The following is a 24,601-nucleotide window of genomic DNA, read 5'->3' on the forward strand; positions in this document are numbered from 1 at the left end:
GGGAGCATAAATGGATAAACTAATATATGCAAATTTATTTAATGAATATGAAGGCTTTGCGGAACCTAGAGCGATAATCAAAGTTGACGGTAAAAACATAGCCTCTGGTCAAAACGTAATTAACAATATTGATGTGGAAATTACAGCAGGTTATGAAGCCTCTATAGCTTCATTTGACATATTCAATGTATTCGATAGATTTGAGGCTCGTTTTGAGTATGAAACACTTTCAAAAGCAGTAGTTATTGGAGCAGCGCTACAAATATACTTAGGATACGCTGCTAGAGTAAAGGAAGTGTTCACTGGGGTTATCACAAAAGTATCATTTGCCTATGAAGCAGGTGGTGCACCTCATATTACCGTTACAGGAATGGATATAAAGGGACTTATGATGGCCGGAAGCTATTCTAAAAAGCTAAAGGCAAAGGTATATTCAGCAGCGGTAAAAGAGATTCTAGAACAAACAGCATATAGCAAAATGCAGTCTTCTGGAATTGTAGAAAAGTTTTATATAACAGACACGCCTGATGCTCCAAAGCCTGGCATGCAAAACACCAATCCTGAAATAGAAATGGTGGCAGAATCAGATTACGAGTTTGTTGTAAAAGCTGCAAAGAAATTCAATTATGAGTTTTTTACGGTAGGTGGGAATGTATATTTTAGACCAGCAAAATGTGATTCATCTGTAGAAATAGATTTAACACCTGACAAGGGGCTTTTTAACTGCGAGGTTGAGTATGACATATCAGGATTGGCAGAAACCATCGAAGCAAGGGGAATGGATGATGGAAAGGGCAAGGTAATATCTGCAAGCGCAAAGCTTGATAATAAGATTTCATTAGGAAGCAAAGCATCGGGATTTATAAAGGGGAGCCAAAAGGTGTATATAGATCCAACCATCAAATCAGATGCAGATGCTACTAACAGAGTGGATTCTTTAAAGGAATCAATATCATATAGATATGGAGTATTTAAGGGGACTACTATAGGAATTCCTAATTTGATTCCTGGAGCTTTTATAAAGCTAGCAGATATGGGAGCACCAGTTACAAATAAGTTTTATATCTATAGCATTCATCACAGATTGAATCAGACTGATGGATATTTGACGGACATAGTGGGGCAGGCAGCTAATATTCCATAAAGGAGAAGTGTATGGGACTTTACGATGTTATTGATGACATAGCAAACAAACAGATTTTAAAGACAGAAACTGGGGACAATAGAATATTCGGCGTGGTTATTGGGCTAGTTGTCAGTAACTATGATAAAGATCATCCTGGAAAAATCTGCGTCAGCATTCCAATGAGAGACAAGGATGCCAATGAATTGAAATGGGCCAAAATGGTTCAAATGTCATCTGGTAAGAATTGGGGAACTTATTTTTTGCCGGAGGTAGGTGACCAGGTCATGCTGGTATTCGATCACGGCATTATAGATAAGCCTTATGTAATAGGGTGTGTTCCAAAGGACAATGATAGCTTCTTTACAAAGGCTGCAGATGACAAAAACAGGATTAAAAGAATAACTACTAAAAATGGTAGTACTATCGAATTTACGGATAACGATAAAGGCGATGGAGAAAAGGATGCAATTGCTATAAAAACAGCAACAAACGCCTATGAGTTCCATATGGACAACGAGAAAAAGGAAGTTTACCTGTCAGACAAGGACAAAGAAAACCAGATTGTCATGAACACCGAAAGTGGCAAGATGACAGTAAAGGCTAAGAAGAATTTGACAGTAGAGGTAGGGGATAATATTTCTCTCATAATGAATGGGGAAACAGGCAAGGTTACATTGAAGACGAAAAAGCTTTTGGTGGAAGCGTCAGAGGGAGCAGATATCAAATCAGATAGAAATGTAAATGTAGCCGGAGCCAAGGTAAAGATAGAAGGTAATTCAAGTACAGAAGTCAGCAGTTCAGGCTCTACAAAGATAGCTGGCAATATGATTTCAATGGGATAGAGGGGTTAGTTTATGGATATGTTTTCAAACTTGGGACAGTCTATGAAGTTTCCACCACAGGTGGATCCTGCTACAGGACGTTTTGTGGTGTCATCAGGTAGAGAAAGTGTTAGGGAATCGTTATATCTTATCCTAATGACGGCAGTGGGGGAGAGGATAATGAGTCCAAATTTTGGTACCAGTATGATGAGCTACACATTTATGGATACCTCACTGACAATGCTCAACATGTTTTCTGCAGAATTGAAAAACAACATTCTTGAGCAGGAATCACGAATTGCAGATGTGGATATTGAAGTGGATGCTCAGTCCAAGGATGGGGCGTTAATCATAAATGTTAATTACTACTTGGTAGATAGTGATTTCATGGATAATTTAGTATTTCCATTTTATATAAACGAAGGTATTACAACAGAAGAGATATCAGGGGAGTAGTAGAAACATATGGCAAAAGACTCTTTTTCAGTAAATCTAGACAATAGAACAGAAGAAGATATTATAGAGCGAATCAGGCAACTGGCACAATCCTATGTACCTCAGTGGCATTTTGACACTGAAAATCCAGACATAGGTTCTACAATTGCCCTTTTGTTTGCTGAGCAAACAATGCGAAATATTAAGCATTTTAATCATATTTTACCAAGATACCATGCCCAGCTTATTAATCTTCTGGGGTTGTCGCTGATGCCAGCCCAGCCTTCTGGTACTGTAGTTTTTATGGACCTTATAGCGGATACCATGGAAGGCACTTTTGTGCCTGCAGGAACAAAGCTTCTATCAATGGATACTGGGGAGCGAATCGTATTTGAAACAACTGCTCCTTTATATGTATCAAATTCAAAATTTGTTGGGGGATTTTTAACAAAAAGAGAGGATGGTAGAGTTTATAATTTTACTCAAGAAATGGAGGATAGTTTATATTTTGATCCATTTCCGTTGTTTGATTTCACAAATATGAAAGCCACAGGAGAGGACAGCATAATACTGTCCCATCCTTATATTTTTGATATAGAAAATGAGGATATTACTCTTGATTTGTTAGGAAATGAGGCGTTGCTTTCAAAAATCCGAGATGGAAAGTTCTCTTTCCTTTTTGAAGGACCAGATGGATTTAAGCCGGTTTCAGATTATAGAGTTACTTCCACTGGAGTTATTCTTCAAAAGGATTTTAGTTGTTTGGTAAATGAGGTGAATCCAGAGGATGGAGAGCTAATTCCTCACGAAACAACTAGATTAAAAATGATGGCCAACGATTCTATTATTGAGACCATTTCTGTAGATGAAATTAATATTTCTTCTTCTGGTTCTCCAAGAAAGATGGATTTTGTAGGAAATGAAGAGGAAAACTACAGAGAAGACATTTTTGCTCCATTTTCAGATAAGCTGGATTTATACAAGGAATGCTATATCAATCTAGAAAACTATTTCATGAAACAGGGAGCTCAGCTGACTCTTGAATTTGACTTATATTTTGATACTAACAATGTAAATCTTAGTCAAAGAGAGGTGGATGAAAGCTTAAAGATTATTAAAAGAAAGCCTAAGAATCAGAATGATGAAGTTGGCCCGGATGTGTATCCAGATGAAGTTTCTATGTGTTATTACAACGGCAGCGCATGGAGACGAATGGATGTGGAAGGATTCGACATTAGAATGTTTGCTAAGGGCAGTGAAGGTCATATCAAGCTCACATTTGAAGCGCCAAAGGACTGGCAGTCTGTGGATGTGGCAGGTAGAGCGGGACATTACATCCGTTTCCAGCTGTTACAGTCATACAACTGCTACATGGTTCCATCTATTCATCATTATCCTATTTTTAAGAATCTTAAGTGCTCTTACGAGTATAAGGGAGAGGTATTTAAACCAACAGAGGCTGTCCTTGTAAATGGAAATAGCCACAGTGATGTTAGTAATAAGGTTTTGGTAGGAGAAAGCATAGATATTTTCCATCCAAGTCCATATATAGATAATGCACTTTATCTATGCTTGGATAAGCCTTTGCTGAATGGTCCAATAGGCCTTTATGTAGGAATTACTTCAGATACATCTGTGCCTTGTCAGCCTTTTAGTCTTGAGTACATGGCTCGTGATGGCTTCAAGCAGATTCAGCTGGAGGATGGAACTCACAACCTTTCTCAAAGCGGTGTTATCAGATTCTTGCCTCCTGAGGATATAGTAAAACGCACAATAGAAGAGCAGGAAGGTTATTGGTTTAGGCTGGTTGCAGCTAGAAATACAACATATGAGGTTATACCTCCTGTATTGAATCAATTGAAGATAAATGCAGTAGAAGTACTTAATGTGGATTCCAAGGAAGAGCAGGTATTCTATCTTGACGAAATAGTACCAAATATGTCCTTTGATTTAGAGGGAAAGAATATTCTTGATGCAGATGTTTGGGTAAATGAAAAGAACGTCCTTACAAAGGAACAAATGGAAGGGCTTATGAAGAATAGCCCGGAAAAAGTCCATGTCAATGTAGATATATTAGGTGCTATTCAGAATTTCTATGTGAAGTGGGATGAGGTAGACTCCTTAGAATTTTCAGGTAAGGAAGATAGACATTACATTTTAAATAGAGTTACAAACAAGATATTCTTTGGAGATGGTTTGTATACAAAGACTCCTACAGTTATGGATGGACCAGCGTTTGTAGTTTTTGTACGAAGCTGCGACGGAGAAAATGGAAATGTAAACGAAGGCTCAATCAACCAATCCATGGAGTATTTGGAATTTATTGGAGATATAACCAATCCACTTCCTGCATCAGGGGGCAACAATATCGAAAGCTTCCAAAATATACTAAAGCATGGAGCAAATCTCCTTAGCAATAGTGGCAGACTAGTGTCCTCATCAGATTTCATTCGTGATATTAGTGCCATGTCAAATAACATTGAGCATGTTGCTGTAGTAAGCGGAGTTGATCAATATCTGAGGGAGTACACAAATCGAATCAATATTATTGTGTTGATGAAGGATTTTGAAAAGAATTCTCTTACTTTCCAAAGACTGGCACCATCTATAAAGCGTTATGTAGTGGAAAATAGTGAGCTTACCATATCAGAAGATGATGTTTTCGTAGTTGAGCCATTGAAGGTAAAGATATCTGTTGATGCATGGATTAGACGTGATTTATCAGAAGACAGCTTTGTTGTAATGGAAGAAATGAAGCGGGTGTTGAATGAATATTTAAATCCAATATCTTCAGAAGGTCATCATGGCTGGAATATAGGTGTGATACCAAGAAGAAAGCAGATATTTATGAAGCTTAATTCTGTAACTGGGGCCAATAGAGTAGAACGAATGGAAATAGTTGCAGAGTACACAGATGCTAACGGTACACATAATGTCAGCTTGGAAGATTTACCAAACAACGCCTTTTTTGTAGTAGTAAGCGGAGAGCATAGAATTCATACATTTAATTAATGCAAATGTGAGGTACGGGGGATGATTTTTTTACAGGAAGAAAAACTGGATACATTTGATGAGGCGATGGACAAAGCTAAAATGCAGATTCCATTGTATTGTAAAGACTGGACAAATTTTCATCTTTCTGATCCAGGAATGACAATCCTGGAGAATTTGCTTGCCTTCCAGTTGAATCAACAGCGTCAGATTGCCTCGGTTTCACCACAGGTTCAGGAGAAGCTTTTAAACATGATGAACTTTAAGAGGAACATCAATAAATGTGCAAGAGTTCTTCTTGAAACAAAAAATGCCTCACAACCATTTTTGATTCCTGTTAACCAGAGATTTGTCCTTGGAGACCTGTCATATGAGTCAAACAGGCAAGTTGAAATAGGAACCAACAAGCTTATCGGTATTTTTAATGAGACTAGTACAGGAGAAATTGAGGACCTTTCTATGCTGCTTGTGGAGGAGATGAATGTTGAGCGTTATCCATTTGGAAAAGAAGCCAAGGAAGGGACGGCCATTTATTTTCAAATTGAAAATCCAATAGCATCTGGAGATGAGGTGATTTTCTATATAAGAAATTCCCACAATGAGTGGCGCAACCCAGCAGTGGATAGAAAGTTTGTTAATTCCTTTGGTGAAATCAAATGGGAGGTTTATACCGAAAAAGGCTTTGAGCCTATTACAGTTCACGATTATACAGGTGGCATGGTGGCCAGCGGCGAATTAAGAATCAAACAGACTGCAGGCACCATGAAACAATACAAGAAAAAAGGCTATGTAATTAGAGGAACACTTGAAAAATCAAATTATGATGTTGTTCCTGTTTTAGATGGCGTATTTGGTTTCCTATTTGAAGTTTGGCAAAAGAATACAGAAAGTACCTGCCTTACATTTCCAAAGGGCAAGGAAATTCCTTTGTATCTGGATTTGTTGGAGGCAGGATATTTCAGAGTATATTGCAAGGAAAAGGACGGCAAATACTATGAGTACATTGCAGGGGAATTAAAGCGAGGTCAAAGAACATACGACTATGAACATGCTGGCTATGGTCAATTCATTTTCAAGTTTAGCAATCATATTGCAGCAGGCAGTGATTCCATTAAGGTGGTGGCCTACAACGATAGAATGATGAGACAGTATCGTATAGGCGAATTGTATGGATTTGATGATCAGGAATTTGATTTGAATGTTGAAAACGTGGTGAAAGAATCCTTCTCACTTTTGGTGGAAACGGAAGAACCTGACCACAGCTTGTCATATAGCTTTGTGAAGCCAGATAGAACTGGTGATGGGATTGTTAATTACAGCATCGATGAAAATGTAGGGCACATAGTTGTTCATGATGCAGGCAAATATATCAACTCTGTTATTTATGTATGCGGTTGTGCTGTAACCCAGGGAGAAAAAGGAAATATTCTTGCAGGAAAGAAATTTATTCCAGAGGGTTATCAGTCTGATATCGTATTTACGAATCCAGCCCCAGGAGAAGGAGGACGTGCAGGAGAGACAGTTCAAGAGCTTTCTACCAGATTTTTAGGAGACCTTAGAAGCCCATACACACTTGTTAGAGAAAGTGATTATGAGCAGTTGGTAAAGGAAATACCTGAGCTTTGCATTAGAAAGGTTCATGCATACAAAGAGCCTAATAGTAATGAGATTTCAGTTACATTGATGCCATATTCTGAAAAGGAGCAGCCAATCATTTCAGAGCTTTATCAGCAGGTTATAACCGAGTATCTACAGGAGCGCAGGATGCTTACAACAAAGGTTTCTTTGGTGCAGCCTAGCTATGTACCAGTAGATGTTCACGGAACGGTTTATGTAAAAAAGAATTACAAAAATTGCAAGGAAGACATTCAAACTCTTTTAAATAAAGAATTGGATTATGCAAACGGTCAAAAGAATTTTGGAGAGGTTCTTTCCTTCCATGATTTGTTCCATGAATTGGAACAGCTGGAATGTGTGGACTTTGTTTACGATTTCAGTATTACACCACGTGACAGAGTTCATGCAAAACTAAATGGAATGGACATTGTCCCAAACAATAATGCGTTACTAGTACCAGGTGAATTATTCATTGATATAGAGACACAGATTGAGGAGTAAACATGGCTTATTTAAGAAACTATTCATTTCATAAAAACCGTCTTGAAAAAGCAGCCTTTCATGAAGCCACATTTGAGGATAACACCATCAGCATTAATACAGACTGTTATGACCATGGTGTGTTTTTCCAGGCTCTTGATAGCGGCGATACTGAAACACCTTGGGGCAGATTTTCAATGAAGATTGAAAAGAGCGAGGAGGTCCTATTTAAAGTTCATGTATTTGCAACTGATAACAAATATATGAATGATGAATTGACATGGGATGAATACTTTTTAAATACAAAAATATCTTTGGTCGAAAAGGCGAAGGCGTTTTCATTGGTAGAGAAAAAGGTATATCTTGCCACAGAAGATGCAATATTTTTTGATGTAATTGGAAGATACTGCTTTATCTATTTGGAAATACTGGGAACAGATGAATGCAAGATATCAAACATCAGAATGTTTTTGCCAGGTGACAACTTCTTCCAGACACTGCCTGAGGTATATCAGCAAAACAATGATTTTTTGAAAAAATATCTTTCGATTTTCTCAACTATATACAACGATTTTCAGGAGCAACTTGAAGCTGCTCCCGAGATGCTAAATATCGATACTGCACCTATGGAATTGCTACCTGTATTTGCCAGCTGGATGGGAGTAAATGTGGAGGGCAATTTCCTTACAGAGGAGCAGCTACGAACACTTGTAAAAAATCTATACAGCTTAAATAGAATGAAGGGCACCAGAAGTGCCTTAGAAAAAATATGCGAGATTGTTCTTGATGAGAAGCCAATCATTGTAGAGCAGGCAATGATGGACAATCAGGATTCTGATGAAAATGTTTATGGAAAAACTCCATTTGATGTGGTTTTGTTTGTGGAGCAGTTTGTGCCAGAAGACAAGCGGATGCAGATTATGTATTTGCTGAGGCAGTTTGTTCCGGTACGTGCAAACCTAAATATTATCTATCTGGAAAAGACATCATCTATGGATGGATATACATATCTTGATATGAATGCACAAATGTATGATGAAAAATCAGCAGGGCTTGACGATAAAAACCGATTGGACGGAAATATCATAATTCAGTAAGGAGGAAGGCATGAATTATTATATTTTGGATAACGATAACATTGGTTATTATGGGGGACTTTGTTCAAACTCAATTATGGAACGTTTTAAGCTTCCAGATGCATATGGCATCGGAGCTATGGCACCTTTAGAAATTGGGAAGCTGTATCCTGCTGGGGTAATAATCTATTCTGTTCATGATAATCGTATTGTAATTGAGTGGCTGTATATTGATGAAAGTTATAGGAATCAAGAGCTTGCAGCAGAGCTTGTGGATAGAGTTATGAAGGTGGCTGAGCAAAATGACATACCATCGGTGGCTGTGCGTATATCATGGCAGATGATGAGCGAGGATGAGCCTGTCGAAATCGAAGGATATTTCAGAACCCTGGGTTTTGATTTATATGAAGATTTAGATAATGAGTGGATAGCAGATAAGGATTGCTTTGATCAGCAGGCATTGTATAAAAGTGCAAAGGAAAAACTCAATCCAAAATATAATCAGATTTCTCTGATGGAATGTGACAACAAGGATTTTTTTGATGCTATAAACGCTATAGAAAAAAAGGGAAAGCTAATACTTAGTTATGAGCCAGAAAAATTAAGAGCTGTTTGTGTTAATGAGATGAGTTTCATTATTACTATGAAGGGCAAGCCTCATGGATTATTTGCGGTAACAAGGCTTAATAATAGCTTTTTCCCAATTGCTATTGGAGCAGATAGTCCAGCTGCAGGAATAGAAGTGCTTCGTAGGGCATTAATTGCTGTAGGAGATAATATTGACAGTAGCCAATTAGTTCATGTTATTGCCTCTCATTTATTTAGTAAGGAAATAATATTGAGAGCCTTTCCTGAAGTAACACCAGCAGAAATCAGGTATAGATGGACCCATGTATCAGACTATATTACGGGGGAAGCTGCGGATAGAGAATCTACAGAGGATGAGCATTTCTATGAGGATTCTTTACCAAGTGGTGAATACGAATTTTTGGAGAATCTGTTTTACTCTAGGGAGTATTAGGAGGGGCAAATTTTATGTCAGATAATTTCAATCTAAATCAAATTCAAAATCAGATTCAAGAGGAAGCTCAAAACCAGGTGGTTCAGCAGGAAGAATTTGATTTGAATCCTATGAAATACGAGGAAAATCAGATGCTTCTGGGCCAGAATGCTCTTACTGATAAGACAGAAAAAGCCAGACTTAAGCAGGATAATATTGCATTAGAACAGAAGCTAAATACGGAGCAAGTGGAGCAGCAGAGTACAACCTTTGAAGAAAGAGTTAAGGCTAGACGTAGCTTGATTAACAACCGCACCCGTATTCTTGATCAGGATTCAAAATGGTATGGCAAGGACTCTCCAGAAATGAAGAGAGTCAAAAACATGACTAACGGTCTGTATAACCTTTTAAACAAGGAATTGCCAATGAAGGGCAGTGTTGTAGATTTGGAACAGACAAAAGAAATATATTCTAATGCTTACAGAGAAGCAATAAAGGCATGTTCCATTTATATTGAAAAGAAGCATCCGAAACATTCTGCAGGCATCAGACGTTTGAAAAAGGTACAGGATTTAAAAGAAAGTCTCCAGGTGGAAAGTGGCCAATTTATAGTTGGCGTTGACCAGCTGGCTAATTCTGTTATTGACAAACAGCAGGGTAAGATTCCGGCATACGAAGTACTGTACAGAATGAATTCTATTCAGGTAATTAACGAGGAATGGCAGCCGGAAGGAAACTCAACAGATGTTTATAAAATCCAGTACAAAGGAGAAAAAAATGAAATAAAGACCTGTTACTTAAAGGAAAATTTGCCACCTTTATCTTCTGATTTATCAGGATATTTAGAGCGAAGAGCTAAACAGGTGCAAGCCAGCCATGACAATCAGGCGCAGGAGGAAGCTAGATTAAGGACTTATCTATCAGAAGCGGACTATGCTGGTGGTATCGCAATTCTAAATAAAATGCATTCTAACCTTGAAAATGCTGGTGGTGGCAAGTCTGCCATGACAAAGAGATACTTGGATTTCCTAGGCCGAGACTTTGATAAGTTTTTCCAGGATTTAGACAGGGAAAATGAAGCTATACGACAGGAAAATGAAGCCAAGAAAGCAGATTTAAATGCAGCTAGAGAGCGCTTAAAACATTTAACAGATACAAATCAGAAACAAGAAGTATTAAATCAGCAAAAAGAAATAGCCGATGCCTTAAGAGCACGCATTGCAGAAATGGAAAACATGAAGCTTAAGGAAGAGATTTCAGAAGCTGATAAATTAATGCAATGTATAAATAGCGGCACTTTTGGGCTTGATGCAGCGGCTGATAAAGATTTGATTAATGCCATTGTAGGACTTCAGAAGGAAAAGAATGCAAGTAGTAGAAATATAAGAATGTTTCTGACTAGAACTACAGGAAAAGATGCAGAACTATATGGTCAGCAGATGGAACGTGGCGGACTTAATGATAATGATGAAGTTTTGGCAAAGAATAATACAGCATGTTCTAGAACAGCAGAAAGACTTGGCTTTACTGATGTTGTTACAAAGAGTCAGTCCGCTATTGTAAATGTAAAGCTAAAAGGTGAGACAAAGAGAAAAGAAGTTGAGTGCACCGTTTTAGAGGATGCACCTGGTATAGAAATGTTGCAGGTAGTTGAGCTGGCTCAGAAGAATGGGGCACAAATTCAATATACACCAAATGCAGTTAGAAACCTTACACGTCTACAGATGTTTGACACTATCACTCTACAGGTAGATAGACATTGGCGAAATTTTAAATGCGTTACAGTTCCACCATTGGAAGAAATCTTACGTGGAAATAAGAAATTGCCAAAAGATGTAAAGACTATAAAGATTATAAGTATTAAATCATATGACCATGATCAGTCTTTTGGAAAAAGCAATATCCCGCTGGACAAGAAAATGGGAATGTTACCTCCACTGGAGCATGAAGTAGAAGTTGGTGGTGATTATTATAACTACTACTATAATGTGGCTAATCCAAGAAGCGTTTTTGATGTAAAAGTACCAAAGGAAAATGGTGGTTTCTTTGACGAGACTCAGTATATATTAAACAATCAACGAGGTAAATATGGGTATGCATGGAATGAAGAAAAGCAAGAGATGGTTAAAGCTCACCCATATCAGAGTCAAATAAATAAGCTGCTAGAGGTCTTTAAAGATACTGACACATGTATAACTTTCTTGAATAGAGCAAATGTTATAACAGGCAGAGGAGAGATATCAGAGAAAAATATTAAAAACGCTTTGGAAACCGTAAAGAGAATATTGTACATGCGCGATGGCAAGATGACAAAGGAAGCCCAATTCGCTGATTTGAATGAAGAATCAAAACTTCAGCTGCTAGAAGCAGTCAGTTTGTTGAAGGAAATGTATGATAATTATAATGAGCTTCATGCTGAAGAGGTAGTTGAAGGTATAACCTATGGTGACGAGGAAAAAGAAACTGTTGAATATAAAACAAATAAACTCACTCAAGTAGATAAGAATTATAGCGATGGTATAACGAGGTCCAATGAGGTATACACCGGTAAATTTGATTATCAATTACAAACTCTATTTTATCATGTAGGCTCCTTATATAAAAATGACCATGAATTAGTAGAAAAATTTGTCAATCAAAAGAAGGACAAACAGGTGGAGCTTAGGAACAACAAAAAGACCATCGTTTTACCAACAATGATGCATGCAGATAAAGAAGCCTTCGATAAAATCAAAGAAATGATTCAAAACTGGGATACTGAAAAGCTGATTTATCGTGATTTGGGCTGGTCTGAAGAAAAGATAAATATGCAGCTCACCCGAATGCAAACCTATGTCAACAAGATGACAGAGATAGCTGCAAAGGTGGAAAGAGAAACTCTTAGTCAAATGTATAGAGTGGGGGATCCTCGTAGAAATTTCTTCTTAAGTCCGGAAGATTATAAAGCAATTACCTCATTAGAGGATATGGCTACCGATCCTAGTATGACTTATTTTTCAAATGAGGACCCTAATTATCTATTACGTAAAGAAAAGTTTAAGAGTTATACCTCAGAGGAATCTCAAAAAGCCAGAATTGGAGCATACAATAAGAGTTTAAAACAAGCCCGAATGCACGATATTCAGGAAATGAAGGATGAGTATGTTCCTATGGTTGATGGAAATGTAGTACAAGCTTAGTTATGGAAGGCTAGGAGAAGGCTATGAATAACAGTTCAATGACAAGCAAATTATTTTTTAAATTATTGCCAGTGCAGATTTTGATTGTAGCAATGGGTTCTATCAATTCCATGATTGACGGTGTTGTCGCAGGAAGATTTATAGCCGCTGAATCAGTTGGTGTTATTGGTCTTTTTATGGGAATTGTAAGCACATTAAATGCCATCAGTTCGGTATTTCTTGGAGGAAGCTCTGTAATAAGTGGCCGGTACATGGGTAGTGGAGATTTGGAAAAGACCCGAGGAATATTTTCTTTAAATGTTACACTCACAATAATGGTAGGTGCAATCAGTACAGCTGTAGGTATTCTATTTCCAGGTTACATAGCCGATATTTGCGGAAGTAATGCTGAGCTGAAGGGTGAACTGATGACATACATAGTAGGATATTCACTTGGAATTTTGCCTATGATGTTATCACAGCAGCTGGTTGCATTTCTTCAGCTGGAACGCCAGAGCAGAAGAAACTATATTGGAATAGGTGCAATGATTGTTTTCAATATTGCATTTGATATTGTTTTTGTGTCCTACTTTAATATGGGAGTTTGGGGACTGGCGCTTTCTACAAGCTTTTGTAACTGGATATATTTCATTATATTGGTAACCTATTATTTCTTTGGTAAGCCTCAGCTCTACTATGAATTTAAAAAGATTCTTTGGAAAGATACCTGGAATTTAATTAAGATAGGTTCACCTGGAGCACTCCTTGTATTTTGTCTTGGATTAAGAGATTTTGTTTTGAACAGAATTATATTGACCTATGCAGGTGAAGCTGGTTTGGCAGCAAAATCTGCACTGGGAATGATAGGTGGATTTTTCATTGCATTTTGCCTGGGAGCAGGAGCTGTTGTTCGTATGCTTGCCAGCATAAATATCGGTGAAGAGGATAAGGATGCTATAAAGGAACTGATAAAGGTTTGTTTTACAAAGGGCCTTGTATTAACAGTTATTATTACTGTTGTAGTGCTTGCCACATCTAAATTATTTGTTGGAATATTCTTCCCGGATTCTACTACGCTTGTATACCATTATGCCCTTCAGTACTTTATTTTATACGATATTTCTATACCACTGATATTGATTGTGCTTGTTGAGTCAAACTATCTGCAAGCAATGGAGCAGAATGCTTGTGTAAATATTTTTTCGATGGTAGACGGATTCTTTAGCGTTGTGGTTCCAGCTGCAATACTGGCACCTATATTTGGACCGATGGGAATCTGGCTTGCAACTCCTATAGGAATTGTTATTTCATCTATCGTATATCCGATAAATGCTATTGTTTTTTGGAAACGTATTCCAAAGACCTGGGATGAATGGCTTTTATTCAAAAAGGATTTTGGTGTAGAGGATAACAATAGACTTGTTATGACTATAGAAAATACAGAGGATGTATCCAACACATCAGTAGCTGTTCAAGGCTTTTGCGAAGAACATGGCATGGACAGGAAAAAGGCTATGTATTCAGCTCTTTGTCTAGAAGAAATGACTAGAAATGTTATTGAACATGGCTTTACTCATGATAGTAAAAAGCATTATCTGGAAGCTCGAGTTGTTTTTAAGGATGATGAAGCGGTCCTTAGAATTAAAGACGACTGTATTTCATTCGATCCAGTAGATATGTCTTCACATATGAATTCCGAGGATGTGACAAAGAATATTGGTATCAAAATGGTAATGCGTCTAGCTGACAGCGCCAATTATCAGAGCTTACTAGGACTTAATGTATTAACCATTAAATTACACAAATAATTAGTGTGATATGAAAGGATATTGCTATGAGATCTGTTGACTGGGAAGCATACTTACAAATGATAACTGATGAGGAAGAAGCCCGAGAAGAGCAGGCCAAACACAAGGAATGGTCAGGCGAAGACGGCGAGCAGGTAGATGAACTTTTTATTACAAAGCCTGGTACTGTGTCTTTAAATGCAGACAACGGAGATGTGTTTCACGCCATGGCTGATGCCTATGCCATCAACAATAAACAAAGCGTCTTTGATGAAAAAGCAATATTTCACACAGATAGCTCGGAGGTATATGAGAAATCAGTGGAAACTACAGATTTATAAAGGAAAATACTCTTATGGCAAGCCATAAGAGTATTTTTTTGTTATCATAGGAGTAGTTTAAATATTGGGAGAAGGAAAATGGAATACGGGTTTAAAGAGTACAAGAAGGCTGAGATAAAACGTAATCATCTCAATTTGGGGCAGGTTAGAGAAGATGGTAGAAGTTACCAGGTCAACAGCTTGTACCTTGAGAAGGATGGGAAGCCTTGGATTGGAATAATGGGGGAGTTTCACTTTGTGCGATATCCTCGTAGTGAATGGGAGATGGAGCTGGCCAAGATGAAGGCTGGCGGAATTACAACAGTGGCTTTCTACGTGTTTTGGATATATCACGAGGAGATAGAAGGGCAGTATGATTTTACTGGGGATAGGGACTTACGATATTTCGTGGAGCTTTGCGACAAGCTGGGGCTTACTGTGATGCTAAGGATTGGGCCATGGGCCCATGGAGAGGTTAGAAATGGTGGTTTCCCTGATTGGCTTTTGAAAAAGGGATTCAAGCTGAGAACAAATGACGCTGGATATTTGGAATGTGTTAGAGTTTGGTATTCAAAGATTTATGAGCAGGTGCAGGGGCTTTTCTTCAAAGATGGTGGTCCTATTATTGGAATTCAGATTGAAAATGAGCTTGTAGATCAGTGCGAACACTTAGGAAAGCTCAAGGAAATAGCTGTTTCAATTGGTTTTGATGTGCCTATTTGGACTGTGACAGGATGGGATAGATTGTACGGAGCAAAGTTTCCAGTAAAGGAATTTCTGCCAGTGTTTGGCGCATATGTGGATGCTCCATGGCTAGATCATACAAAGCCGCTTCCTCCATCACATCACTTCACATTTAATACCATCAGAAATGATGCTGCCATAGGTGTAGATTTGATTAATGAAACAGATGACGAGGGCTGGAGACTTCCTTATGAGGATTATCCATTTGCTACTTGTGAGCTGGGCAGTGGACTTCCTACTTCGTATATACGTAGGCCATATGTGGCGCCAATGGATGCCTATGCACTTAGTTTGGTAAAGCTTGGCTGTGGTAATAACTTGGTGGGCTATTACATGTATCATGGTGGCACTAACAAGCTAGGCAAGCTTTCCACATTACATGAAAGCAAGGCTACAGGATACCCAAATGACTATGCAATCTTAAACTATGATTTCATGACTTGCATCGGTCAGTATGGCCAGGTCAGGAATCAATACAGACTATGCAATCTGCTTCACATGTTTATAAATGATTTTGGCGATATTTTGGCACCAATGGTGCATGTAGGAAGTCAGACTTTTGTGGAAGCTGATGATGCAGATAGCCTTAGATATGCAATGCGTACTGATGGTCATAGTGGTTTCGTATTTATTAATCATCACCAAAGAAGCTTGAAGCTTAACGATGTAAAGAATGTGGTAATAGATACTGGAAGCGGAAAATTCCCTCAGTTTGACGTGCAGGGTGATGTGGCATTTATTCTGCCTTTCAATTTATCATTTGCAAAACACAACATTGAATATGCTACTGCTCAATTACTGTGCAAGTATGATAGTACATTGTTCTTTGCAGCAGTGCCTGGGGTAAAGTCTGAGTATTCTGTGGATGGAAAGGTGATTGCGGTGGATGATTCTACCCATGTAAGCCATGACCAGGTAGGAGATTTAACTATAGTCACTATTCCATGGGAGGTTGCACTATATTTGCGAAAGGTGGATGGAAAAGTCTTTGTTGAAAGAAATATCAGCAAGGAAACATGCCACACAAAGTTGGCCATTGAGGACAGTATTTATATACCAGAGCTAGATTATCCAGAAGAGTTTTCAGTATGTGGCGGAAAAGAGTTGCAATGCAAAAAGCTATCTGTGGATAGTCCAGATGGACTGGTTTCTATTAATATGGAATTCGATGTGGCACAGATTATTGCAGATGAAAAGTTGGTGGCTGACTGTTATTACTATGGCAAGCCATGGGAGGTGCCAGCATCACTTATCTATGGTAAAGAAACATACATGGTTTACACACCAGTGAATAAGGAAATTTATATGGATTATGATGAAAACCTTCAGTAACAAAAAGTTTTCAAAAATTTAATATTTGCTTTATTGTATTTGGGAAAAGTAATAGTTACTATTTTTATAGTGACTATTATTTTTTTATAATCTGTGGAGCATAATATGGATAACGTAATTGATTATATAAAATGGTACAAAGACCGCTCATTTCAGGAGAAGCCACTTACAGAGGTGGACAACTTTATCCTATGTAAGCTTGCATATCTGATACTTGAGGATGTAAAGCTTGATAAGCCTAGACCATTTAGGGATGTTGTTTATGAAGTGATGGCCAAAACTGGAATCCAGGGCACATTCTACGGCAGAGAAGAAATTGTTACTTTAGCTGCCGATTCTAAAAGATACGGAGAAATGCTTTTAGTAAAGCATGAGGATGTATTGGATGAATCAATATCAGCCCAGTTTTCTGCTATGACCTTTGATTTAACAGATGAAATCAGATTCGTGGCATACCGTGGAACGGACGATACCATGGCAGGCTGGAAGGAAGATTTCATGATAAGCTTTACTGAGACTGAGGCACAAAAGAAAGCCTTAGCTTATTTGGAAGAAGCCTTCGATGAAAAACATCAGGTAATAGTGGCAGGTCACAGCAAAGGTGCCAATCTTGCGCTTTATGCTTCTACACATATTTCAGACGAATATCAAAAGTGGATAGAGCAAGTGTATCTGAATGATGGCCCAGGTCTTTGTCCGGAAGTATGCGATAAATCCTGTGTTTCAAAAATAAAAGATAAAGCAACCAGATATGTTCCGGAGTATTCTATTTTTGGACAGCTGTTTGAAGAACACGATATTCCACAGGTAATTGTAAAGAGCACAAATGAAGGCGTCATGCAGCATGACCCTACATCCTGGGCAGTTGATCATGGACATGCCTTTTTTAGTGATGGATTTGATCCGGGATGTGTTTTTATAAATCAGGTTCTTAATCAGTGGATTGAAAGTGTTAACAATACTAAGCGAACAAGCTTTGTTAACGACCTATTTAATGCTATCGATAAGGCAGGCATTAAAACAACCAGTCAGGTAGTGGCGAAGGGACCTTTCGCCATAGAAAAGATTATGATTGAGCTTTTAGCTCTTGATAAAGAGACTGTAAAGACCTTTATGAAGCTGCCTATCACAGCAGCTTTAGATAAAGCGCCAGATGAAAAGAAGGCTAAAAAGATAAAGGAAGAGATTAAAAAGAAGGATTGGCTTCCTTATCTGGGAATGATTCTGTGTAGTGTAGTTTTATTTATCATTCCAGAATACATTTTACAGACTGCCATTAGCTTGGCTTTGTTTGCAGTAATAGTGTTTGAGGTAGGGGTTACTATCAGGCATTTATACAAGGCGAAGTGGAATCTACAGGAAGAATCTGCAAGAGTATATATATGTCTTGGAATGGTTGGTGTATACGCTATGCTTCTTGTAAAAGAAGATGCCATTTTCTTGATAGGTAGTGCAGTAATTGGCGTATCATTTTTAGCTTGGGCCTACCGCAATGCCATTGCTTTTAGAAATCTCTGTGAGAGAACGGAAAAGAAGGAAAGACGAGGGGAAAAGATAAAGCTTATAGCTGAAATCTCTATCCTCATTATATTGGGAGGATTCATTTTGGTAGCGCCAAAGGATACTTTGGGATGGTATATGGTATTTCTTGGAATTGTGTTACTTACCGACGGAATTATCAATCTTATAATGATATTTAACAGAATTTTGACATCAAGACGTACTATTTAATTTTACAAAATCAAATTTAGATGTTAGAATATATGTCGTGAATAAAATTGAAAACATACCTTGACCTAAAGTTAACTTTAGGAAGTATTATAAGTATGAATTCGGAGGTTATAGTAATATGAAAGAATATAGACAGGAATTTTTCAAAGGAGAGAGAGCCCTTTATGCAGCTGAGGATGCTGTTATTTACGACTCTATCTTTGATGAGGGAGAGTCACCATTAAAGGAAAGCAAAAATATAGAGGTATACCACTCTCAGTTTAAGTGGAAGTATCCAATTTGGTATTCAAACAATGTAAAGGTAGAAAACTGTAACTGGTTCGAGATGGCTCGTTCTGGTGTATGGTACACAAACAATATCGAAATCAAGAATTCTCTTATCACAGCTCCAAAGAATTTCAGAAGATGTGATGGAGTTACACTTAATAATGTAGATCTCACAAATGCAGAAGAAACATTCTGGATGTGTAAGAACATCAATCTCAAGGATGTTACAGCAAAGGGACATTACTTTGCTATGAACTCTGAGAACATCGAAATTGATAATCTCAGACTTGATGGTAACTATTCATTTGATGGTGGCAAGAATATCACTATCAGAAATTCAGTTATCCTTTCAAAGGATGCATTCTGGAATACAGAGAATGTTACTGTATATGATTCATACATCTGCGGTGAGTACCTTGGATGGAATGCTAAGAATCTTACATTTGTAAATTGTACTATCGAGAGTCTCCAGGGACTTTGCTACATCGACAATCTTACAATGAAAAATTGTAAGCTTATCAATACTACACTTTCATTCGAGTATGCAAAGAATATCGATGCAGAGATTACAAACAAGATTGATAGCGTATTTAACCCAATCAGCGGTACTATTTCAGCACCTGAAATCGAGACTTTGATTGTAGAAAAGGATTTCGTTGATCCTGAAAAGACTATTATCAAATGCCAGGCAGTAGGCAAAAAGGAAGAGGTCGTAGAGTGGAGAATTCATAATTAAAATCGAGCATAGCGAAGATTTTGATTATGACAGGATTTAGGATAATTATGGGTAAATATAATTTTGACGTTGAGATAAACAGACGTGGTACAGATTCCATGAAATGGGACGTGAAGGAAAATGAGCTTCCTATGTGGGTAGCAGACATGGACTTTCAGACCGCCCCAGAAATAATAGAGGCGCTTCAGCAACGTGTGGCACATGGTGTGTTTGGATACACTGATGTAGACGATGACTGGTATCAGGCTTATATTTCCTGGTGGGACCGTCGTCATGGTCTGAAAATTGAAAAAGACTGGCTGATGTTTTGTACAGGAGTAATTCCAGCCCTTTCATCAATTGTACGAAAGCTTACTACTCCAAATGAAAAGGTTATTATCCAGACTCCAGTTTACAACATCTTTTTCAATAGCATTGTGAATAACGGATGCAGAGTATTAGAGAATCCTTTGAAATACGAGGATGGCGTATATTCGATGGACTTTGAAGACCTTGAAGAGAAAATGTCTGATCCACAGGCTAGTCTTATGGTACTTTGTAACCCACACAATCCAGTCAGCAAAATCTGGTCAAAGGAAGATTTGGCCAAGGTGGGAGAGCTAGCAAAGAAGTATGGGGTTACCGTGGTATCAGATGAAATCCACTGTGACTTGACAGCACCAGGCAAGGAGTATGTGCCATTTGCTTCGGTGTCAGAAACATGTAAGGATATCAGCATCACTTGCATCGCACCTACAAAGACTTTCAGCATCCCTGGTATACAGACAGCTGCCATTTTTGTTCCAAACAAGTTTCTTCGACATAAGGTATGGCGTGGAATCAATACTGACGAAGTTGCTGAGCCAAATGTTTTTGCAGCACATGCAGCAGTTGTCGCCTTCACAAAGGGTGAGCAGTGGCTTGATGAATTGAGAGAATATCTCTTTGAAAATAGACGTATTGTAGAAGAGTATGTGGATGCCAACATTCCACAGCTTCATGTGGTAAGAGGAGATGCTACATATCTTTTGTGGATTGATGTTTCAACTTTAAATATTTCCAGCGATAAGCTTGCTGCTTTTATTAGAAAAGAAACAGGTCTTTACCTATCAGCTGGTACAGCTTATGGTGGCACAGGTGCCAATTTCCTTCGTATGAATGTGGCATGCACAAAGGCCACCCTACAGGATGGCCTTGATAGATTAAAATGTGGAATTGATGCATATTTAAAACTTAACTAATGCTTCAAGCATTGCAACACAGGCTTCTTCATCTAGTTCACTAACATTGAGAACTAGATCGAAGTAGTCTGTGGAGCCCCATTTATATCCTGAATGTGTGGTAAAGAATTTCTCACGTTTTTTGTCAAAACGTTTCATAACTTCTTCAGCTTTGTCAGCTTCAATGTTTTCCACGTTAATTGCACGTTTCATACGGTAAGCATCGTCTGCTGTAATGAAAACCTTAAGGCATTTTTTGTCCTTTAGTATTTCACTTGCACAGCGACCAACAAAAACGCAGCCAGGCTTTTCGGCAGCTTCTTTAATGATTTCTACCTCAGTATTATAGATTTTTTCTTCCATGGAAGTATTGTCAGTTCCTGAAGCCTTAAAAAGAGCTTTTACAGGAGTCTGCTCGTCCATTCCAGAAACCTGATCATAAGGAAGTCCCATTCGCTTGCAAGTCTCAACAACAACCCCTCGATCGTAAAGCTGATATCCAAGCTTCTTTGCAAGCTTATCTGCAATCTCATGACCACCACTACCATATTTACGTTCTATTGCTATGTAGTCGTACATAAAAGAGCCTCCTCTCATTAAATTCTAGTTTTCGCTCAAAAAATCCTATTAGTATAATATCATAAAACTTCAGCAGTTGTGTGAATATTCTAACAACTAATTCTTTAATTTGAACAGCTATTCATATGTCAAGAAATAATAACAAAATTTTTAGTTTGATTTTTGGCTTTTAATGTGGAGTTTTGCAAATTGACAAAGTATCTAGTAATAAGTATCATGACAGTGATATTTGGTTAGATTTGTCTAATTAGGAAAGGGGTAATCATGAAAAACAGCAATTTTCAAAGTATCATAATTGCTACAGTAGCTATCGCAGCTGCTTTATTTATGATGTTCTTTTCTAATATTTATATTTCTGAGCATGTATCACATCACTGTGAAGATAGCAATCACTGTCCTGTTTGTTCTATTTTGGAACAATGCGAGAATGCTCTAAAAACATTCGGTACAGGCTTGATAGTTGCTGCGGTAGTCCTATTCATACATAAGCTTTTAACAGAAGCTTTCCAGGACTATTCTTTTGAGTCTATTCAGGCTACATTGATTTCCCAAAAGGTAAGACTAGATTCTTAAAGATTATTGTCATTTTATCTGCATTTTGAAACAATGCAGGTTCTGTTTTGGTAAAATTTTTTAAGAATGGAGATAATAAAAATGAAAACTAATAAAATAATTTCTTTACTTGCAGCTGCAACACTTGGCGTTTCAGCTTTTACAGGATGTGGTGCAAGCACAGAAAATAATTCATCAGTGGATAATACAAATTCAGATAATACGATTTCTGTAGTGACCACTATTTTCCCAGAGTATGATTGGGTTAAAGAAATCGTTGGCGCCAATGGCAATGTTGATATAACAATGCTCTTGGACAATGGTGTGGATCTTCACAACTATCAGCCAACGGCAGAGGACATTATGAAAATCGCTACATGTGATGTGTTTATTTATGTTGGCGGTGAGTCTGATGAGTGGGTTGAGGATGCTCTTTCAGAGGCTACCAATAAAGATATGCAGGTTGTAAATCTTCTTGATGTTTTAGGCTCATCTGTAAAGGAAGAGGAAGTAGTAGAAGGAATGATGGCCGAGGAAGAGGAAGAAGCTGAGGCTGAAGAAGGTGAAGCGGAAGAGGTTGAGTACGACGAGCATGTATGGCTTTCTTTGAAGAATGCGCAGGTTCTTGTGGATGCCATTGAACAGGCTATCGCAACAGTAGATGCTGATACCTCAGATACTTATGCAGCCAATGCAGCAGCTTATATCGAGGAGCTTGCTGCGCTTGATGAAAAGTACCAGGCTGCAATTGATGAAGCATCAGTAAAAACAGTTCTCTTTGGAGATCGTTTTCCATTTAGATACCTAGTAGATGATTATGGTATTGACTATTATGCTGCATTCGTTGGCTGCTCAGCAGAGACAGAGGCCAGCTTTGAAACTGTCACTTTCCTTGCAGGAAAGGTGGATGAGCTTAATCTTAATACCGTATTTACGATAGAAAACTCAGATCAAAAAATAGCTAAAACTATTATTGAAAACACAGCAGCTAAGGATGCTCAGATTCTTACACTTGATTCCATGCAGTCTACTACATCAGAAGATGTAGCAGCAGGCGTTACATATCTTTCAGTGATGGAAGGAAATTTGGATATACTTAGTCAGGGACTAAATTAGGAGGCAATATGGCACTTTTAACAGCAAAGGATTTATGCGTCGGCTATGAAGGCCAGGCAGTTCTTTCAGATATTAATTTTGAGATTAATGCAGGAGATTATTTCTGTATTATCGGGGAGAATGGCTCGGGAAAGTCCACAATGATGAAGACTATGCTGGGGCTTCAAAGTCCTATTTCCGGCAGCATTGAGTTTGGGGATGGTCTTATTCAAAATGAAATCGGCTATTTACCACAGCAGTCAGCAGTTCAAAGGGATTTCCCTGCTTCGGTATTTGAGATTGTTCTTTCAGGTTGCCAGAATAGCCTAAAGAAAAAGTTTTTCTATACTAAGGAACATAAAGCCTTAGCTATGGAAAATATTAAAAGAATGGGCATTGAAGATTTAAAGGACAGATGTTATAGAGAGCTATCGGGAGGGCAGCAACAGCGTGTACTTCTTGCTAGAGCTTTATGTGCAACAAAACGAGTACTGCTTTTAGATGAGCCAGTAGCTGGCCTTGATCCTATTGTCACAGAGGAGATGTATCAGCTTATAAAGAAGCTTAACGATGAGGGGCTTACAATTATCATGATTAGCCATGATATGGTTGCTGTAAAAGACTATGCAACCAGAGTTTTAAATGTTAATGATATGGAGGGAATGTCATGTTAGATAAACTTATTTTGTATATGGGATTCCCATTTGTAAGATATGCGTTGATTGTAGGTGTGCTCATAGCTCTTTGTTCATCGCTTTTAGGGGTAACTCTCGTTCTTAAGAGATATTCATTTATTGGAGATGGATTATCACACGTAGCATTTGGCGCGCTTGCTATAGCAACAGTTCTTCAGCTTACAAACAAGATGATTATCGTACTTCCGCTGACAATTCTGTTTGCTATCCTTTTGCTAAGAAAGGGCCAAAACGCGAAAATAAAAGGCGACGCAGCAATAGCTATGCTTTCAGTAGGAGCACTTGCATTTGGTTACTTGATTATGAATCTTTTCCCTTCATCAGCTAATATATCTGGTGATGTATGCTCAACACTTTTTGGCTCAACATCTATCCTTACACTTACAAAGGCTGATGTATGGGCTTGTGGAATTCTTGCTGTTATAGTGATTTTGATTTTCATATTGTTTTACAACAGGATTTTTGCAGTTACATTTGATGAGAACTTTGCCAATGCGGTAGGCACAAAGGTAAATCTTTACAATCTGCTTATTGCCACAGTAATTGCTGTAATAATTGTGCTTGCAATGAATTTGGTGGGCTCGTTACTTATATCTGCTTTGGTAATTTTCCCGGCATTGTCAGCTATGAGCATTTTGAAGAGTTTTAAAAGTGTAACAATCTTTTCGGCAGTATCATCAATGATTTGTGCTCTTGCAGGAATCATTATTTCTATACTTGCAGGCACACCAGTAGGTTCCACAATTGTGGCGGTAGATTGCATTCTATTTGGAGCATGTTATCTGATTGGAAGAATTAAAGGATAATTGTGCATCTTTAAATTGTGGGTAAATTGTGATAAAATGACTGAAGTTTTTGAG

The 24,601-nt window shown here is 38.0% G+C and carries 19 protein-coding genes; 18 read left to right on the forward strand and 1 reads right to left on the reverse strand.

From position 1 onward, the window contains the following. Window positions 1-10: 10 nt before the first annotated feature. The 14 genes from BM102_RS01635 (at window position 11) to BM102_RS01700 (ending at window position 20,841) form a co-directional block, all read left to right on the forward strand. The gene (locus BM102_RS01635; RefSeq protein WP_090478265.1) at window positions 11-1,144 is read left to right on the forward strand and encodes a phage late control D family protein; all 1,134 of its coding nucleotides are present in this window, start codon (window positions 11-13) and stop codon (window positions 1,142-1,144) included. Window positions 1,145-1,155: 11 nt separating this feature from the next. Next, window positions 1,156-1,968, forward strand: coding sequence for a phage baseplate assembly protein V (locus BM102_RS01640; RefSeq protein ID WP_090478268.1), 813 nt, complete (start codon window positions 1,156-1,158; stop codon window positions 1,966-1,968). A gap of 12 nt (window positions 1,969-1,980) precedes the next feature. Then, the gene (locus BM102_RS01645) at window positions 1,981-2,403 is read left to right on the forward strand and encodes a GPW/gp25 family protein (RefSeq protein WP_090478271.1); all 423 of its coding nucleotides are present in this window, start codon (window positions 1,981-1,983) and stop codon (window positions 2,401-2,403) included. Between the two features lie 9 nt (window positions 2,404-2,412). Then, window positions 2,413-5,394, forward strand: a complete 2,982-nt coding sequence (locus BM102_RS01650; RefSeq protein WP_090478273.1) for a baseplate J/gp47 family protein — start codon at window positions 2,413-2,415, stop codon at window positions 5,392-5,394. Between the two features lie 21 nt (window positions 5,395-5,415). Continuing rightward, the gene (locus tag BM102_RS01655) at window positions 5,416-7,491 is read left to right on the forward strand and encodes a baseplate J/gp47 family protein (protein WP_090478276.1); all 2,076 of its coding nucleotides are present in this window, start codon (window positions 5,416-5,418) and stop codon (window positions 7,489-7,491) included. 2 nt (window positions 7,492-7,493) lie between these two features. Then, window positions 7,494-8,567 (forward strand): phage tail protein, encoded by a 1,074-nt coding sequence (locus BM102_RS01660; protein WP_090478279.1) that lies wholly within the window; start codon window positions 7,494-7,496, stop codon window positions 8,565-8,567. 10 nt (window positions 8,568-8,577) lie between these two features. Next, a complete protein-coding gene (locus BM102_RS01665) occupies window positions 8,578-9,567 on the forward strand; it encodes a GNAT family N-acetyltransferase (RefSeq protein ID WP_090478282.1) in 990 nt (329 codons plus the stop codon). Window positions 9,568-9,581: 14 nt separating this feature from the next. After that, window positions 9,582-12,725, forward strand: a complete 3,144-nt coding sequence (locus BM102_RS01670) for a hypothetical protein (RefSeq protein ID WP_090478284.1) — start codon at window positions 9,582-9,584, stop codon at window positions 12,723-12,725. A 23-nt stretch (window positions 12,726-12,748) separates the two neighbouring features. Then, window positions 12,749-14,512 carry an MATE family efflux transporter gene (locus BM102_RS01675; RefSeq protein ID WP_090478288.1) on the forward strand — a complete coding sequence of 588 codons (1,764 nt, stop codon included), beginning with the start codon at window positions 12,749-12,751 and terminating at the stop codon, window positions 14,510-14,512. Between the two features lie 26 nt (window positions 14,513-14,538). Next, on the forward strand, window positions 14,539-14,832 hold the full coding sequence (locus BM102_RS01680) for a hypothetical protein (RefSeq protein ID WP_090478291.1): 294 nt from the start codon (window positions 14,539-14,541) through the stop codon (window positions 14,830-14,832). Window positions 14,833-14,910: 78 nt separating this feature from the next. Continuing rightward, the gene (locus tag BM102_RS01685; RefSeq protein ID WP_090478294.1) at window positions 14,911-16,887 is read left to right on the forward strand and encodes a beta-galactosidase; all 1,977 of its coding nucleotides are present in this window, start codon (window positions 14,911-14,913) and stop codon (window positions 16,885-16,887) included. Between the two features lie 105 nt (window positions 16,888-16,992). Next, the gene (locus BM102_RS01690) at window positions 16,993-18,618 is read left to right on the forward strand and encodes an Mbeg1-like protein (RefSeq protein WP_090478296.1); all 1,626 of its coding nucleotides are present in this window, start codon (window positions 16,993-16,995) and stop codon (window positions 18,616-18,618) included. A 118-nt stretch (window positions 18,619-18,736) separates the two neighbouring features. Further along, window positions 18,737-19,621: a DUF3737 family protein gene (locus BM102_RS01695; RefSeq protein WP_090478299.1), complete on the forward strand. Its 885-nt coding sequence runs from the start codon at window positions 18,737-18,739 to the stop codon at window positions 19,619-19,621. 47 nt (window positions 19,622-19,668) lie between these two features. Next, entirely contained in the window at window positions 19,669-20,841 is a 1,173-nt protein-coding gene (locus BM102_RS01700; protein WP_090478508.1) for a MalY/PatB family protein, read from the forward strand. Here the strand turns inward: BM102_RS01700 and BM102_RS01705 are convergent. Further along, window positions 20,827-21,399, reverse strand: a complete 573-nt coding sequence (locus BM102_RS01705) for a cytidylate kinase-like family protein (protein WP_177194878.1) — start codon at window positions 21,397-21,399, stop codon at window positions 20,827-20,829. The genes BM102_RS01700 and BM102_RS01705 overlap by 15 nt on opposite strands. Window positions 21,400-21,663: 264 nt before the next feature. On the opposite strand from BM102_RS01705, the gene BM102_RS01710 reads away from it, so the two are divergent. From BM102_RS01710 to BM102_RS01725, 4 genes are all read left to right on the forward strand, one after another. Then, window positions 21,664-21,972, forward strand: coding sequence for a hypothetical protein (locus tag BM102_RS01710; RefSeq protein ID WP_090478305.1), 309 nt, complete (start codon window positions 21,664-21,666; stop codon window positions 21,970-21,972). Between the two features lie 81 nt (window positions 21,973-22,053). Next, window positions 22,054-23,067: a metal ABC transporter substrate-binding protein gene (locus BM102_RS01715; protein WP_090478308.1), complete on the forward strand. Its 1,014-nt coding sequence runs from the start codon at window positions 22,054-22,056 to the stop codon at window positions 23,065-23,067. A gap of 8 nt (window positions 23,068-23,075) precedes the next feature. Beyond that, complete coding sequence (locus BM102_RS01720; RefSeq protein WP_090478310.1) at window positions 23,076-23,720, forward strand: metal ABC transporter ATP-binding protein; 645 nt, start codon at window positions 23,076-23,078, stop codon at window positions 23,718-23,720. Beyond that, complete coding sequence (locus tag BM102_RS01725) at window positions 23,714-24,547, forward strand: metal ABC transporter permease (RefSeq protein ID WP_090478313.1); 834 nt, start codon at window positions 23,714-23,716, stop codon at window positions 24,545-24,547. The genes BM102_RS01720 and BM102_RS01725 overlap by 7 nt, the downstream gene beginning before the upstream one ends. The last annotated feature ends 54 nt before the right edge of the window (window positions 24,548-24,601 follow it).

The organism is Pseudobutyrivibrio sp. JW11 (genome assembly GCF_900115355.1).
In the GTDB taxonomy this organism is placed as follows: Bacteria; Bacillota; Clostridia; order Lachnospirales; family Lachnospiraceae; genus Pseudobutyrivibrio; species Pseudobutyrivibrio ruminis.